The 14,580-nt window shown below is 59.9% G+C and carries 14 protein-coding genes; 2 read left to right on the forward strand and 12 right to left on the reverse strand.

What is annotated here, in order from left to right; genetic code table 11:
- Positions 1–2 precede the first annotated feature (2 nt).
- The 4 genes from D3871_RS00225 to D3871_RS00240 form a co-directional block, all read right to left on the reverse strand.
- Entirely contained in the window at positions 3–932 is a 930-nt protein-coding gene (locus D3871_RS00225) for a pyridoxal-phosphate dependent enzyme (protein ID WP_119767084.1), read from the reverse strand.
- Between the two features lie 82 nt (positions 933–1,014).
- Positions 1,015–1,452, reverse strand: coding sequence for a PaaI family thioesterase (locus D3871_RS00230; RefSeq protein ID WP_119767085.1), 438 nt, complete (start codon positions 1,450–1,452; stop codon positions 1,015–1,017).
- A gap of 238 nt (positions 1,453–1,690) precedes the next feature.
- Positions 1,691–2,875, reverse strand: coding sequence for an isovaleryl-CoA dehydrogenase (locus D3871_RS00235; protein ID WP_119767086.1), 1,185 nt, complete (start codon positions 2,873–2,875; stop codon positions 1,691–1,693).
- A 136-nt stretch (positions 2,876–3,011) separates the two neighbouring features.
- Entirely contained in the window at positions 3,012–3,449 is a 438-nt protein-coding gene (locus D3871_RS00240; RefSeq protein WP_119767087.1) for a MerR family transcriptional regulator, read from the reverse strand.
- 171 nt (positions 3,450–3,620) lie between these two features.
- Between D3871_RS00240 and D3871_RS00245 the strand changes: the two genes are divergently transcribed.
- Together D3871_RS00245 and D3871_RS00250 are read left to right on the forward strand one after the other, a co-directional pair.
- Entirely contained in the window at positions 3,621–4,673 is a 1,053-nt protein-coding gene (locus D3871_RS00245) for an MBL fold metallo-hydrolase (protein WP_119767088.1), read from the forward strand.
- 272 nt (positions 4,674–4,945) lie between these two features.
- Positions 4,946–5,350 (forward strand): hypothetical protein, encoded by a 405-nt coding sequence (locus D3871_RS00250; protein WP_199724706.1) that lies wholly within the window; start codon positions 4,946–4,948, stop codon positions 5,348–5,350.
- 6 nt (positions 5,351–5,356) lie between these two features.
- On the opposite strand, the gene D3871_RS00255 is transcribed toward D3871_RS00250, so the two are convergent.
- From D3871_RS00255 to D3871_RS00290, 8 genes are all read right to left on the reverse strand, one after another.
- Entirely contained in the window at positions 5,357–6,151 is a 795-nt protein-coding gene (locus D3871_RS00255; RefSeq protein WP_119767089.1) for a helical backbone metal receptor, read from the reverse strand.
- Positions 6,148–6,972: an SDR family oxidoreductase gene (locus D3871_RS00260; RefSeq protein ID WP_233575463.1), complete on the reverse strand. Its 825-nt coding sequence runs from the start codon at positions 6,970–6,972 to the stop codon at positions 6,148–6,150. Before D3871_RS00260 ends, D3871_RS00255 begins: the two co-directional genes overlap by 4 nt.
- A gap of 114 nt (positions 6,973–7,086) precedes the next feature.
- Positions 7,087–7,752 carry a thiol:disulfide interchange protein DsbA/DsbL gene (locus D3871_RS00265; RefSeq protein ID WP_119767090.1) on the reverse strand — a complete coding sequence of 222 codons (666 nt, stop codon included), beginning with the start codon at positions 7,750–7,752 and terminating at the stop codon, positions 7,087–7,089.
- A 47-nt stretch (positions 7,753–7,799) separates the two neighbouring features.
- Positions 7,800–8,480, reverse strand: a complete 681-nt coding sequence (locus D3871_RS00270; protein ID WP_119767091.1) for an SPOR domain-containing protein — start codon at positions 8,478–8,480, stop codon at positions 7,800–7,802.
- Between the two features lie 64 nt (positions 8,481–8,544).
- Positions 8,545–10,281, reverse strand: a complete 1,737-nt coding sequence (gene argS, locus D3871_RS00275; protein WP_119767092.1) for an arginine--tRNA ligase — start codon at positions 10,279–10,281, stop codon at positions 8,545–8,547.
- Between the two features lie 66 nt (positions 10,282–10,347).
- Positions 10,348–10,752 (reverse strand): gamma-glutamylcyclotransferase family protein, encoded by a 405-nt coding sequence (locus D3871_RS00280; RefSeq protein ID WP_119767093.1) that lies wholly within the window; start codon positions 10,750–10,752, stop codon positions 10,348–10,350.
- A 59-nt stretch (positions 10,753–10,811) separates the two neighbouring features.
- The gene (locus D3871_RS00285) at positions 10,812–12,041 is read right to left on the reverse strand and encodes a GGDEF domain-containing protein (RefSeq protein WP_119767094.1); all 1,230 of its coding nucleotides are present in this window, start codon (positions 12,039–12,041) and stop codon (positions 10,812–10,814) included.
- An 85-nt stretch (positions 12,042–12,126) separates the two neighbouring features.
- Complete coding sequence (locus D3871_RS00290) at positions 12,127–14,352, reverse strand: S8 family peptidase (protein ID WP_158597833.1); 2,226 nt, start codon at positions 14,350–14,352, stop codon at positions 12,127–12,129.
- Positions 14,353–14,580 lie beyond the last annotated feature (228 nt).

The following is a 14,580-nucleotide window of genomic DNA, read 5'->3' on the forward strand; positions in this document are numbered from 1 at the left end:
GTCTAGCGCTCGAATTGAATTTTCCAAGCCTCCAGTTTAGCCAAATCCACGCCTATCCCGCCGCAAACGACGACCAGCGGCTTCTCGAACGGTGCCAGCGCGGGCGCACAGTGGTAGACAACCGACAACGCCGCGCCGCAGGCCGGTTCGACCAGCATGCGCATATCGTCGGCGAAACGGCGGCAGGCGCTGACCGCCTGCGCATCGCTGACGACGATGCTGCGTACGTCATGCCGGCGCGTCCATTCGAACGCCTGGCGCGCGACGCACTTGGCGCCAAGCGTGGTCGCGATGGATTTGATGTCCGGCAAGCTCACGAGATCACCGGCTTGCATCGCCGCATGCAGCGAGTCCGCGCCTTCGGTTTCGACTGCCAGCACCGGGACATGACCCAAGCCATTGCGGTGCAAGCCTTCGAGCACGCCGCACAGCAGGCCGCCACCGCCGACCGAACAGATCACCGCATCGAAATCGGCGTCGGCGGCGACCACTTCATCGATCAGGGTCGCATTGCCATCCCAGATATCGCGATGGTCGAATGGCGGTACGTAGACCGCGCCTTCTTGTTCGCACAATTGCAATGCGCGCTGGTTGCTTTCATCCCAGACATCGCCATGCACCAGCACATCGGCGCCGATCGCGCGGATCTTCAGGCGCACCGATTCATGCGTGGTGCCGGGCACGATGATGGTGGTGCGCACGCCCAGTTCGACACCGGCTACTGCTGCGGCGAAACCGGCATTGCCGCCAGACGGGCAAACGAAATGGCGGGCGCCGCGTTCGGCCGCGCGCTGGCAGAACAGCCCGATGCCGCGCATCTTGAACGAGCCGGACGGCTGCAGATTTTCCATCTTCAGCAGCACGCGTTTGCCGATGGCGGCCGACAGGCTGCGGTGAGTCAGCAAGGGTGTGGTGAGATGCAGTGAAGTCATGGCCGGGATAATAATCGCTTATGTTGGAAATTCAGTACCGTAAGAATACGAGTTTCAAGAGTGGCAATAGCCATGCAGTTTTTCATGCCCCGTTGCGCGCGACGACGGCCATGGTACCGCTCAACTTGCTGACCAGCGTCTTTTTGTCGTCCTTCATCGCATACACCTCGGATTCGACCACATGGAAAGCTTTTCCCGGCTTGAGTATCTGGGCCCGGCACCATAGCGCATCGCCTATGCCGGCGCGCAGCAATTGCATTTTAAATTCCACCGTCAGGATATAGCCATCGGCCGGCGTTACCGTCATTGCCGCGCCGCCTGCGGTATGGTCGGCAATCGTCGTCTGCACACCGGCGTGGATGACGCCGGTGTGCTGCAGATGACGCGGCAGGATGCGAAGGATGGATTCGCACCAGCCGGGGCCGCAATCGACAAGGGTGATGCCGATCTCGTTCAAAAAAGCCGCTTCGCGGAAACCGCGTTCGACGATGTCGCGATAGTGTGGGTCGGGTGCGTGCATGTGGTTGGATGCGCTCCGTCGGAATGCGTTGACTACGGGCTCCTTCCCCCTTCTAGGGGCGCCCGGCGTAGGGGGAAGGTTGGGATGGGGCGGCCCGCGTAGGGGTGTGGCGGTTGAGCGCAAGACTGCGATAGCTCGACCTCATCACCCCCACCCTACCCCTGCCCCTACGCCGGGCGCCCCTAGAAGGGGGAGGGAACTATACGGAGGTGAAGTTAAAGTAGGTAATTGCCGCCCCTTACTTCGTCTCGGCGAACAACTCCCGCCCAATCAGCATCCTGCGGATCTCACTCGTTCCCGCACCAATCTCATACAGCTTCGCATCGCGCCACAGGCGGCCAACCGGATATTCATTGATATACCCATTGCCGCCCAGCGTCTGGATCGCCTCGCCCGCCATCCAGGTCGCCTTTTCCGCCGAATACAAAATCGCGCCGGCCGCATCCTTGCGCAGCGCGCGCACCGCTTCCGGGTTCTTCGCGCGGTCGCAAGCCTGGCCGACTGCGTACACATACGCCTTGCACGCCATCATGGTCGAGTACATGTCAGCGATCTTGCCTTGCATCAACTGGAATTCACCAATCGGCTGGCCGAATTGCTTGCGCTCATGGATATACGGCACCACCGCATCCATGCACGCCTGCATGATCCCCAGCGGTCCGCCGGACAAGACGGTGCGTTCGAAGTCGAGACCGGACATCAACACATTGACGCCCTTGCCGAGACCGCCCAACACGTTTTCAGCAGGCACCTCGCAATCCTGGAACACCAGTTCACCGGTGTGCGAACCGCGCATGCCGAGCTTGTCGAGTTTTTGCGCGACCGAAAAACCCTTGAACCCCTTTTCGATCAGGAAGGCGGTCATGCCGCGCGGGCCGGCTTCGATGTCATTCTTCGCATAGACCACCAGCACGTCGGCATCAGGACCATTGGTGATCCACATCTTGGTGCCGTTGAGTACCCAGCGGTCGCCTTTCCAGTCGGCGCGCAGCTTCATGTTGACCACGTCGGAGCCGGCATTCGGCTCCGACATCGCCAGTGCGCCGACATGCTCGCCGGAAATCAGCTTGGGCAGGTATTTCTGCTTTTGCTCTTCGGAGCCGTTGCGCTTGATCTGATTCACACACAGATTGGAATGCGCGCCATAGGACAAGCCGACCGAGGCCGAGGCGCGGGAGATTTCTTCCATCGCGACGATGTGCGCAAGATAGCCCATGTCGGTGCCGCCGTATTCTTCGCTGACCGTGACGCCGAGCAGACCGAGGTCGCCCATCTTTTTCCAGAGGTCCATCGGGAATTGGTCGGTGCGGTCGATTTCGGTCGCGCGCGGCGCGATTTCGGCCTGCGCGAACTGCTGCACGGTTTCGCGCAGCGCGGCGATGTCTTCGCCATGGTCAAAGGTCAAGCCGGGCAAATGAATCATGTCGTCCTCACATTTTTGAATTATCAAAGCCGCCGGCGAAGCCGGCAGGGAATGGCGCGATGGTGCAAATCATACCGCCAAACTGACGTTTACGTAAACGTAAAGCAGATACCGTAGAACTACGATTGGGAGCCGCCTACGCCAAGTCTTTCACGCGGCGCGCGGAGGATTTCTTTTCGGCACTCTTCAGAGGTTTTTCACGGTCCAGCAGGCGCCGGCATTCCTCTTCATGCGCGGCGATTTCAGCGAGCGTGACTTCCAGGTCTTCGCGCTGGCGTTCCAGCGTTTCGCGATGCTGGGCCAGTACCGCGAGAAAACGCTTGAGCTGCGCAGTGCTGTCTTTCGGCGACTCGTACATGTCGACCAGCGCCTTGATTTCCGAGAGGCTGAGGCCGAGCCGCTTGCCGCGCAAGGTCAGTTTCAGGCGAGTGCGCTCGCTGGCGTTGTACACCCGTGTACGTCCGCCGACGCCTTCGCGCTTCGGACTCAGCAAGCCTTGGTCTTCGTAGAAGCGGATGGCGCGCGGCGTGATGTCGAATTCACGCGCAAGTTCGGTAATGGTATAGGTCGGCATGGCGCTTGATGTGCAATTGATACTTTTGGCGCTCGTCAGCAGCGGGAAACGAATGTGTTTAGAATCACTGCACAGGAACTGCAGTTTACGTTAACGTAAAGCGTATTGTAGGCGCGACCGCCGCAATTGTGAACCTGCAGTTCCGGAACTCTTGTTTTGGAGCATGTGCCGATGAATCCGCTGGAATCCCAACTCGACTACGCCTTTGGCGACACCCTTCCTCTGCCCGGCCAACTGCACGAGGTAGCGCCGGATGTGTACTGGCTGCGCATGGGCTTGCCCTTCGCGTTGGACCATATCAATCTATGGCTGCTGCGTGACCGGGATGCCAGTGGCGACGGCTGGACCATCATCGATTGCGGCATCAGCAACGATGCCACGCGCGCTTCCTGGGAATCGGTGTTCGCGACCGGATTGGACGGCGCGCCAGTCAAACGCGTGATCGTCACGCATTGCCATCCCGACCATGTCGGCCTGGCCGACTGGCTGTGCAAACGCTGGCAAGCGCCGCTGTGGATGACCACCGGCGAATACGGATTTGCGCGCATGATGTCGGCTTCGCTGCCCGGGGTCGATGGAACGGCGATGCTGCCGCATTTCCAGCATCACGGCTTGCGCGATCCGGCGATCCTGGAACAGTTGCAGGCGCGCCGCAGTTATTACCCGACGCTGGTGCCGGCGGTGCCGCAGGCGTATCGCCGCATGCAGGACCGGCAAGTATTCCGGATCGGCGCGCATGAATGGCGGATGATCACCGGTTTCGGCCATTCGCCGGAACATGCGGCGCTCTATTGCGCGGACCTGAAGCTGCTGATTTCCGGCGACATGGTCTTGCCGCGCATTTCGACCAATGTGTCGGTCTTTGCGGTGGAACCGGAAGCCAATCCAGTCCAGCAATACCTCGACTCGCTACAAAAGTTTTCCGACCTGCCGGATGACACGCTGGTATTGCCGGCGCACGGCAAGCCATTTCGCGGAATGCACATACGCATCGGCCAGCTGACCGACCATCACCGCGACCGCCTGCAGGAGGTGGTTGCCGCCTGCGGCAGCGCACAGTCGGCGGCCGATATCGTGCCGGTGATGTTCCGGCGTCCGCTCGATGCGCACCAGATGACCTTTGCACTCGGTGAAGCGCTCGCCCACTTGCATAAGCTATGGTTTGACGGAGTACTGATACGCAAGGTCGATGAGAACGGCAACGTGCGTTTCCAGGCCGCCTGACGCGCGGTGAACCCCAGCCGGCGCTCGTCACGACGCCGGCCAGCGCGGCATTCGCTCTTGCAAAACCCTATCGAATCCCTCATCGAAAGGCTTCTTATTTGCACTTTGTGTACTTAAAAAGCCTTTATCTCCCCATGTCTGTGTAAGTCCATGTAAAAAACTGGAATTGTGCAAGCCGGAATGTGTTACCTTTTCTTTACGTATTTGGTCACAAACAGTTCCTGACACTCATTGACTGACTGTCAAGGCTCGGCATGGAATAGTGCGCGGTCATGAATCCATCAATCGAACGAGAAGGTTTTAGCGAACGGCTGCAGCAGGCATTGCGTAATGCCGAGTATTCGCCTGAGAGCCCGACGCAGCTGGCGCGTGAATTCAATATCCGCTTTGCGGGTCGCCCCATTACGGTCCATGCGGCACGCAAATGGCTGGTGGGGGAAGCGATCCCGACCCAGGAAAAATTGCGCGCCCTGGCGCAATGGCTGGGCGTACCGGCTGAATGGCTGCGCTTCGGCGGCAACATGGCGCCGGGCGGCGCGGAAGCGTCCGGTACGCCATCCCGTTTCGAATCGGCCGACGTCAAACTGATCGGCGATCTGCAACGTCTCGACGAACACCATCAGGCGATAGCGCGCGAATTCATTCGCATGCTGGTCAGGATGAACCGGCAAAAATAGACATGCTTATGCGGCCGCCAGTTGCCGCAGATAACGCAGGCCGGCGATCGCGCGGCTGCCATACCAGGACATCATTTCTCCATCGACCAGCTGGACCGGTTTGCCGATCTGCCGTTCGAGCGCATCGACGTGCGCTTCGGTAAACCGGTAAGGCTCGCTCGACAGCAAAACGCCATCGATCGCATGCGCCACCGCATCCGACCATTCGAAGCGCGGGTAGCGCGCAGGATCGCCGCCCGGCGTCCATGCCTGCCAGCCGATTTCAGCCATCATCCGGGCGATATAGGTATCGCCTGAAATCGTCATCCACGGATCTTTCCAGATGCAGTACAGCCAGGTTTGCGGCGGCGACTTGGGTAGTGCCCGCAGCGCGGCATACTCGGTCTCGAATGCGGCGCAGAGCCGCTCGGCCTGCGCCTGTGCGTTAAAAATCCCGCCCAGCAGCCGATACAGCGCAAGATTGTCGCCTGGCGCCAGCGGATGGGTCACCACCACATGCGGTATAAACTGCGCGAGCGTCTCGACGGTCGGCTTTTCATTTTCATCGATGTTGACGATCAGATGCGTCGGCGCCAGCCGGCGGATTTTTTCAATGTTGACATCCTTGGTGCCGCCAACTTTGGGAATGGCGTTCACGGTTCCGGCCGGATGAATGCAAAAGCCGGTGCGCCCGACCAGGGCCGATGCCAGGCCGAGATCGCATACCAGTTCGGTGATCGAGGGAACCAGCGAGACGATGCGCGGCGATGCATCCGCATTTACCGATGCATGTGCCTGCCCAATGGCATCGATGAACCTCATGATTTGCGCGCCTTGTGCGGTGCGCGCGCAAACACCGCGTCATACAGCCAGTTCGGCAGCATGCGCAACAGCTTGGCGATGATGCCCATCTGCCACGGAATCACGCGGTAGCTGACACCGGCCTCGATGGTTCTGGCCGCCTTTTCGGCAAAGCGCGGTGCCTGCATTAAAAAAGGCATCGGATACCGGTTCACTTGCGTCATCGGCGTATCGACATAACCCGGCGCGATCGTCACGACGCGGATGCCGCTGCTGCGCAATTCGACCCGCAGCGATTCGCAATAACTGATGACCGCACATTTGGAAGCGCTGTAGGCGCCCGCGCCGGGCAAGCCGCGAATACCGGAGACGCTGGCAATCCCGACCAGGCGGCAGTCGCGGCTGCCAGCCGCCGCTTGCCGTTTCATCGACGCGATGAAAGGTGCAAAGGTAGCTACCGTCGCCATCACGTTGGTGCTGAAAATCTTTGTAAATACCGCAAGGTCTTCCGCATATTCGGTCAACGTGCCTTGCGAGATACCTGCGTTAGCGATCACGATATCGGCGCCGCCGTGCGCAGCGATGAAGTCGCCGGCGGCCGCCTGCAATGCCGCGTGGTCGTTGACATCGAGCGGATAGATGCGGTGCCGTTCAGGGTCGGGCAGGCCGGCAACGAGCGCCTGCAGCGCGCTGCTCGTGCGCGCCACCAGCCCGAGTGCGGCACCTTGCCCGGCATAGCGCTGTGCGAGCGCCGCGCCGAGACCGCTGGAAGCGCCTGTAATGAATACGCGTTGCATGTTGACCTTGAATGTGCGGGAAGAAATGCCGGAATGTGCCGGCATGCTGCCGTAATTTTAACGCTGCAGCAAAAAACAAAAAGTCCGCCTTCTTTCGAAGGACGGACTTTCTCATTTTTTCGGGCAATCGGCGCGTCGTGTTTCACGCCCAACGCATCGTTACTTGCCTTGCTTGCTCTTGTTGACCAGCCAATCGGCCACCTGCAATGTTGCCGCATGCAGGACCGGTTCCGGTTTGTTGCCGATGCTTTGGCTGACGATCGAAGGCGAAGTCAGATAACGGCCGTCGATCGCCAGCAGCGGCACACCATCGATCTGGTAAGCCTGCATCAGCTGGGCTGCACGCTTGGCCTTGCTCTGAACACCGAAGGAGTTGTAGACCTCAAGGAATTTCTGCTTGTCGATGCCGTTCTTGGCGGCGAATTCAGCGATTTCAGCATCGGTGTCGGTGCGCTGCTTTTGCACGTGAATGGTGCTGAATACCTTGCCATGCAGTTCATCCAGCTTGCCCATCGCTTCCAGCGTGTAGTACAGCTTTTGCTGCGGCACCATCGAATCGCGGAACGCGACCGGTACGCGCTTGAAGACGATATTGTCGCCCTGCTTTTTCACCCATGCGACCAGATCATGTTCGAGTGCATGGCAGTGCGGGCAGGAATACCAAAAGAATTCGGTGACTTCGACTTTCTTGCCGGAGTCGGTCTGCTGCGCCTTGTCGAGCGTACGGTAGTCCACGCCGCTTTGCGGATTGTCGGGGGTTGCCTGCGCGCCGGCGGCCAACAGGCCGATGCTGACTGCAGCCAATAAATGTTTCAGAAAACGCATAAGATTCCTTCAATTTTCCTGGTAAGTTCTTGCTCGGTTTTCATTGGTTACTTGGCGATGCGCACTATTGCTGCATCAACGCCATTATCGGACAATTTCCCGCGAACCTTGTTCATTGCCTCAAGCTGGTTGAACGGCCCCACGCGCACCCGGTACAGCACTCCGGTATCGGCCTGACGTTCGGAAATTTTGGCTTCCACGCCCAGCAATGCAAGTTTGGCACGGATATTTTCCGCATCGGTCTGCTCGCGGAAAGCGCCCGCCTGCAGATAATAACTCCACTTGTCGTCCGCGTTCTCGGCCTTGGTTTCCGGCTTGGGGTCAGCTTTGCCTTCGGCCTCGGCTTTCTTCGGCTTGTCGGCCGCCGTCGACTGTTCAACCACCGGTGCCTTGCCGTCCGCTTTCTTGTCAGCCTTTGCGTCCAGCTTCGAATCAACCTTGGCTTCCTGCTTCTTTTCGGCCGGTTGCGGCGCGGCGGTATTGGGCGGCGGTTCCTTCGCCTCTTCCACCGGCTTCTTCGCGGCCTTGACTCCGTACAGCGGCTTGTTGGGATCGGCGGCCTGACCGGCGTTCGGCTCGGTCATTTTCTGCCGGCCCGACTTGTCGGTGAACGGCATCGGTGTCTTGGTGATTACCATTGCCACGCCGAGCGCGATGCCCAGACCGATGATCAAACCGATGATGATGCCTAAAATCGTTCCGCCCTGCTGCCTGTTGTACTTGTGCATACTTCCTCGATAACGTTACTTCGACATTCTCCGAACCGCAGTCCGGAGAACGCCAGCCTCGTGCCTACATCCGCGCAGGCGCCGATACCCCGATCAGCGCCAAACCGTTGCGCAACACCTGACGCGTCGCCAGCATCAGTGCCAGTCGCGCCATCCTGAAGGACATATCGTCGACCAGCACGCGCTCGGCGTTGTAGTAACTGTGCAGCTCGCCGGCCAAGTCGCGCAGATAGAACGCTACCTGATGCGGGCCGAGTTCGTCGAGGGCTTTTTGCAGCATCTCTGGATATTCGGCCAGCTTCGCCAGCAGGGCTGCTTCGCGCGGTGAAGTCAGTGGCGAAAGATCCACATTGTTGAGCGTCGATTCATCGCCGCCCCACTGCGCCATCACCGAGCAGATGCGGGCATGCGCGTACTGGACGTAATAAACCGGATTTTCATCGGATTGCGACAGCGCGAGGTCGACGTCGAACGTGAATTCGGTATCGGCCTTGCGCGAAATCAGGAAGAAGCGCACCGCATCGCGGCCGCGCGTCAAGTCACGCTCGCCCTGCTCGTTGACCGCAGCGGCGGCATCGCCGGCCGACCATTCGATCAAATCGCGCACGGTGACATAGGAACCGGCGCGCTTGGAAATCTTGACTTCCTCGCCATTCTTCATGACCGTGACCATCTTGTGCAGCACATAGTCGGGATAACCCTGCGGGATGCCGAGTCCCACGCTCTGCAGGCCGGCGCGCACGCGGGCAATCGTGCCATGGTGATCACTGCCCTGCACATTGATCACCTTGCCGTAACCGCGCTGCCACTTGGTGATGTGATAGGCGACGTCCGGCACGAAATAGGTATAGGTGCCGTCTGACTTCTTCATCACCCGGTCCTTGTCGTCGCCAAAGTCGGTGGTGCGCAGCCATAGCGCGCCATCCTGTTCATAGGTTTTGCCGGCGTTGACCAGCGCATCGACCGCGTCCGCGACCTTGCCTTCGGTGTACAGCGAGGATTCGAGGTAGTAGTTATCGAACTTGACGCCGAAGGCCTGCAAGTCCAGATCCTGTTCGTGACGCAGGTAAGTGACCGCGAACTTGCGGATCGATTCGATATCGTCGACATCGCCGCTGGCGGTGACCGGCGCGCCATCGCTGGCGGACACGGTTTGCTTTTGCAGGAAGTCGGCGGCGATATCGGCGATGTAGTCGCCGTTGTACGCGGATTCCGGCCAGCCGGCGTCGCCCGGCTTGAAGCCTTTGGCGCGCGCCTGCACCGACAGGGCGAGGTTGCCGATCTGGACACCGGCGTCGTTATAGTAAAACTCGCGGGTGACGTCATAACCCTGCGATTCCAGCAGCGACGACATCGCATCGCCGAGCGCGCCCTGGCGGCCATGGCCGACGTGCAGCGGACCGGTCGGATTGGCCGAAACGAATTCGACCATGACTTTCTTGCCGCTGCCGGCGCTGGACTTGCCAAACTGCGCCGCTTCATCGAGCACCGATTTCACGACCGCCTGCTTGGCGGCGGCCGCCACGCGCAGGTTGATGAAGCCGGGACCGGCGATATCGGCCGACTCGATCAGGTTGCCCTTGTTGGCCAGCACCGCGGCGACGATCGCCTGCGCCAGTTCGCGCGGGTTTTTCTTCAGCGGCTTGGCCAGCTGCATGGCGATATTGCAGGCAATGTCGCCATGCGCCGGGTCGCGCGGACGCTCCAGCACGACATTGGGTTGCAGTTCGGTGCCGGCGACGATGGGCGCGAGCGCGGCCTGGAACAGGTCGACAATCTGTTGTTTTTGTGAAGCGAGCATGGAAGAAATGGCGTCCGGCGGGCGGCCGCGCTTGGGAAATTGGGGAAAGAGAGAATTATACCGGCTCTACTCACCCAGCTTTTCGCGGCAATAGGTGGCGATGAAGCGCTGCATCTGGAAAGCTTCCGGCAACCATGGCGAATCCGACAACTTTTGCGGCAACAGGTAGAGATAAGCCTGGGCTTCGACGGTTTCTCCGGAGTCCAGCGTGACGCCGACCGCCACGCGCCGGTATTCGTCGCCTTCGAAGGCATCCAGGGCCACGACATCCTGCGGCGACACATCGAAATAGAGCAGCCCGGCGACACTTTGCCCCGGTTGCGCAATCACGCCCGGATAGGTTTCATTCTTCAGCACAAAGCGCGCATGGCCCGGCAGCGTGGCCGGCAGGGAGCGATAGTCGCCGCGCACAACCCGGTTCCAGACTTCCGGAAACATCAGCGAGCCATATGTGAACACTGGAGTAAGCATGAATGATGGCAAAGGCAATCAACAAGCGTCGATTGTATATCGGCCACGTGCATTGCCCATCATTGCGGCAGCGTGCTGATTGCAGCGGCCTCGGCCACCTGATTGCGTCCGCCTTCCTTGGCCTTGTACAGCGCGGCATCGGCGGCGGCCACCAGATCGGCCGGTTGCAGCGACTCGTCCGGTCGCAGCGTAGCGACCCCGAAACTGGCGGTCACGCCCGGCGCCACGCGCGATGTCGCATGCGGAATCTGCAGATCGGCGACGCCTTGCCGCATTTTTTCCGCCAATATTCTTGCATCGTCGCGACTGGTCGACGGCAATAACGCAACGAATTCTTCGCCGCCGAAACGGGCAACCAGGTCTGCGGAGCGCTTGGGCACCGAACGCAATACGTCCGCAATCTTTTTCAGGCAGGCGTCGCCAGACGGATGACCATAGTGATCGTTGTAATTCTTGAAGCAGTCGACATCGATCAGCACCAACGCGAGCTCGCAATTGCCGCGCCGCGCACGCGCCCATTCGATATTGAGCCGGCGGTCGAACTCGCGGCGATTGGCGATCTGGGTCAGCGCATCTTCGGCAGACAGCTTGCCGAGCAGCTCGACTGCCTGACTGAGTTCGCGGTTGCGTGCGTGGTCGCGCGTGCGCGCCAGATAAGCGCGCCGCTGGTCCTGATCCATCCGAAAGTTCGCGATCAGGCTGATCACCACCGCCGACAGGCAAAACAGCCAGTTGCTGAAGCGTACATGAGGCGGCATCAGAGGAACATTGCTCAAGGTGATCCCGTACAGCACCACCAATACTGCGGAAGTCCACAGAGCGCTGCGGAAGCGCTGGCTAACGACAATATTGCCAAACAGGATAATCAAGGTAATGCCAGTCTGATAATGCACGGCATTCGGATGCGAACTCAGGCCGGCAATCACCGGCACGCTCGCACCGCATACCAGGATCGATATGGCAATCGCCAGGTCGCGCGCCGCAAGGCTTTTCAGTCGGTGGACGATGAATGTCCCTAGTAGCATCAATGGGATGACGAGTAGAAACCGAATTGCCCAAGCCTGCTGATAGACGTCCGGCACCATCGAGCGGTCGCTGATTGCAAAGGCACCATACAGCACGGCACCGGCAAGCCCGGTCTTCGTAATGCGCTGTTGGCGCATCCGGTCCATCTCTAGCTGGTAGGCATGCTCGGTGTCGGGGGAGAATTTTTCATGACGTTCCCAAAACCCGATGGTTACGTCATCCGCCGGCACGTTATTGTTTGGTGAGGCGTTTTCGCGTGACATGGATTAACGCCTCGGAAAGCACACGTACACAGCTTAGCGCCGTGGGCATGCGGCGTCCAGCATCATGAGCGGCAAGGCAACGAATTCAGAAACGCGCGGAAAAACGCGCGGCAATCAGCTTGTCCATGGGCACATGGACCATGTTATTCGGGTCACGGCGCAACATCAGCATCACGCCGAATGTCGCACGCGGCCCGGCAGGCATCCGGTAGTTCAGCTCGGCACGGGTTTCCCGCCCGGTCGGCACCATGGAAAACACAATTTGCTCACGCGTGTGAGCGCCCGATTGGACATCCATCACGGCGTTGCCGGAATACATGCGCATTGGTTGCACGAGCGACAAACTGATGCGATCGCCCGTCCTGAAGCGGTTGGCATTGATCACGGCCAGTGAAAACGCATTGGTGCGCGCGGAGCTCACATCGCTGATCAGGCTGTCGGCGCTGCGTCCGCCGGGCGTGATGCCATATGCAGCTTGCCCGGCAAGCGCCAGCGTCGGCGTCAACATGACGGCGCCGGCAAGCTGGACAGCACTGGTGGATGCCCTATTACCCAGACCGAGCGCGCCACTTGAATACGAGCCAAGGTAGGCATTGCTCTCACGTGTCTGCGACACTGACAGCGACATCGCAGCGCCATCGAAGGAACGCGACAATTCGAACAACCCGGATCGCGCGCGCGGCAGGTTCGATGTTGGCGCACAGAGATCTGGCGCGGTGAACAGGCTTTGGTCGCCGGAGCGAACGATGCCGGCTTTCAGTTTGAAACCATGGACATCGCGTCCGACGGCGGCGTGCAACGCGGCTGGCAACATTGAAAAATAAGGATTTGCCAATGCGGCGACATCGGCAAGCGTCATTGCCGGCGATGGTCTTAATCCGGCAGCGCCGAAATAGTCGCCGGAATAATCGCCCAGCGCGAAGGCAGCTTCCACGCCATTCCCTTCGCGCGCCAACAATGAAAAAGCAGCAAGCCGGCGACGCGGCGCATCATCAAACGACACACCGGATCTCGCTCGTGCGGTTTCATACGCAAATGACATTTCGGTACGCTTGTCCAACACCTGTTCCACCACATCGATGCGACGCTCCATATCGCCCAGTATGTTGTCCAGCGAAAGCGAAGTCGGACGCGCAACAGTGGCGCCCAGATCGATGCCGAAGTCGCGCTGAAAATCATCATTGCCGACCACGCGCAACTGCCCCGATGCGGCAAGACTCCACAGCTTGCTGGTCGCGGAAGACGGTAATGTAGTGCCGGCCAGCACGCTGATAGTCTTGCCATTGAAGGTAGTCGTGGTCAGCGCGCCGACCGGCTGCAAAGCTTTCTCCGCATTCAGCATGCCACGTCCATAAATCGGATCGATCCCGGGTGCGCCGAGATCGGTGGCCGTCACCAGCAGAATGGTGGCAACCTGGTCGGCGCGCAACGACGGCCATAGTTGCATCAACAGCGCTGCAGCACCGCTGACCATGGGTGCGGCCATCGACGTGCCGTTCATGGTTGCATACTGGTCGTTGCGATAGCTGGAATAAATGCCGACACCGGGTGCCACCATGTACCATGCCGCCACGTCGCCGGCCCGGTTGGAAAAGGATGCAATCCGGTTGGCCGCATCCACTGCGCCGACGACGATGATCTGGTTATTGGCCCATACTTCACGGGCAAATCGGGCTGGCCAGTTGCTGACCGCTGCGCCGTCATTGCCAGCCGAAGCAACGATCAATAAACCGCTGCGCACGGCTTCCTGCATGGCGCGCGGATCGAAGGCATTGGATGCACCGACACTCATGTTAGCTATCGCTGCCTTACCGATCGCATAGCGCAGTCCACTGTTGAGCGCCGTGGTGGAACCGCTGCCGCGCTCGGGAAACACCTTGATCGGCAATAAGCTGGCGTCATAGGCGACACCGGACATGCCGCGTGCATCGCGCGCGGCGGCAAGCACGCCGGCGACATGCGAGCCATGGCCGGAGCGATCGGTCACGTCTGCATTGTGATTGACTGCATTAAATCCGTGCAGCAGTTTGCCGGCTTGCGCAAATTCGCGATGCCCGGCATGAATCCCGGTATCCAGCGTGGCGATGGTCACCCCCTTGCCGGTAATGCCCATCGCGTGCGCATAGTCGGCCTTGATACGCCCGAGGAAAGCGGAATTGCCGCGTTCGGTCTCGAGAGCGCTGCGTGCGGGTTGCACATCGGTATCGGCATGGACCGCCTCGGGCAGCGCGATGCATGCGGTACACACTGCAAGGGAAATAACACGCGGGTGGAACAATTGGGTACTGGCCATCTTTTCTGTTGCACACATGGAACATGATTCCATTGTGCATGTGCCGGCACGTGTCGCAAATGAAATGATTCGCTGATGGGGGGTAGGAGTCGCCAGCCTACAACAGCGTGCCGGAAAGGCAATACATAATGCGGATAAAACTTGTTTGACCAATATCGGCGTCGCATCGTGATCGACCATGCGCCGCGCGGCACAGGCAATTACCCTGATCTGTCCATCCTGCCCTAACCGGCGCTTAATCGACAA

The organism is Noviherbaspirillum saxi (genome assembly GCF_003591035.1).
GTDB classification, from domain to species: Bacteria; Pseudomonadota; Gammaproteobacteria; order Burkholderiales; family Burkholderiaceae_D; genus Noviherbaspirillum; species Noviherbaspirillum saxi.

Excerpts from the sequence above, each read along its gene's own strand:
- D3871_RS00225 (WP_119767084.1), bottom strand. The coding sequence starts at position 932 with ATGACTTCACTGCATCTCACCACACCCTTGCTGACTCACCGCAGCCTG.
- D3871_RS00230 (WP_119767085.1), bottom strand. The coding sequence starts at position 1,452 with ATGCACGCACCCGACCCACACTATCGCGACATCGTCGAACGCGGTTTC.
- D3871_RS00235 (WP_119767086.1), bottom strand. The coding sequence starts at position 2,875 with ATGATTCATTTGCCCGGCTTGACCTTTGACCATGGCGAAGACATCGCC.
- D3871_RS00240 (WP_119767087.1), bottom strand. The coding sequence starts at position 3,449 with ATGCCGACCTATACCATTACCGAACTTGCGCGTGAATTCGACATCACG.
- D3871_RS00245 (WP_119767088.1), top strand. The coding sequence starts at position 3,621 with ATGAATCCGCTGGAATCCCAACTCGACTACGCCTTTGGCGACACCCTT.
- D3871_RS00250 (WP_199724706.1), top strand. The coding sequence starts at position 4,946 with ATGAATCCATCAATCGAACGAGAAGGTTTTAGCGAACGGCTGCAGCAG.
- D3871_RS00255 (WP_119767089.1), bottom strand. The coding sequence starts at position 6,151 with ATGAGGTTCATCGATGCCATTGGGCAGGCACATGCATCGGTAAATGCG.
- D3871_RS00260 (WP_233575463.1), bottom strand. The coding sequence starts at position 6,972 with ATGCCGGCACATTCCGGCATTTCTTCCCGCACATTCAAGGTCAACATG.
- D3871_RS00265 (WP_119767090.1), bottom strand. The coding sequence starts at position 7,752 with ATGCGTTTTCTGAAACATTTATTGGCTGCAGTCAGCATCGGCCTGTTG.
- D3871_RS00270 (WP_119767091.1), bottom strand. The coding sequence starts at position 8,480 with ATGCACAAGTACAACAGGCAGCAGGGCGGAACGATTTTAGGCATCATC.
- argS (WP_119767092.1), bottom strand. The coding sequence starts at position 10,281 with ATGCTCGCTTCACAAAAACAACAGATTGTCGACCTGTTCCAGGCCGCG.
- D3871_RS00280 (WP_119767093.1), bottom strand. The coding sequence starts at position 10,752 with ATGCTTACTCCAGTGTTCACATATGGCTCGCTGATGTTTCCGGAAGTC.
- D3871_RS00285 (WP_119767094.1), bottom strand. The coding sequence starts at position 12,041 with ATGTCACGCGAAAACGCCTCACCAAACAATAACGTGCCGGCGGATGAC.
- D3871_RS00290 (WP_158597833.1), bottom strand. The coding sequence starts at position 14,352 with ATGTGTGCAACAGAAAAGATGGCCAGTACCCAATTGTTCCACCCGCGT.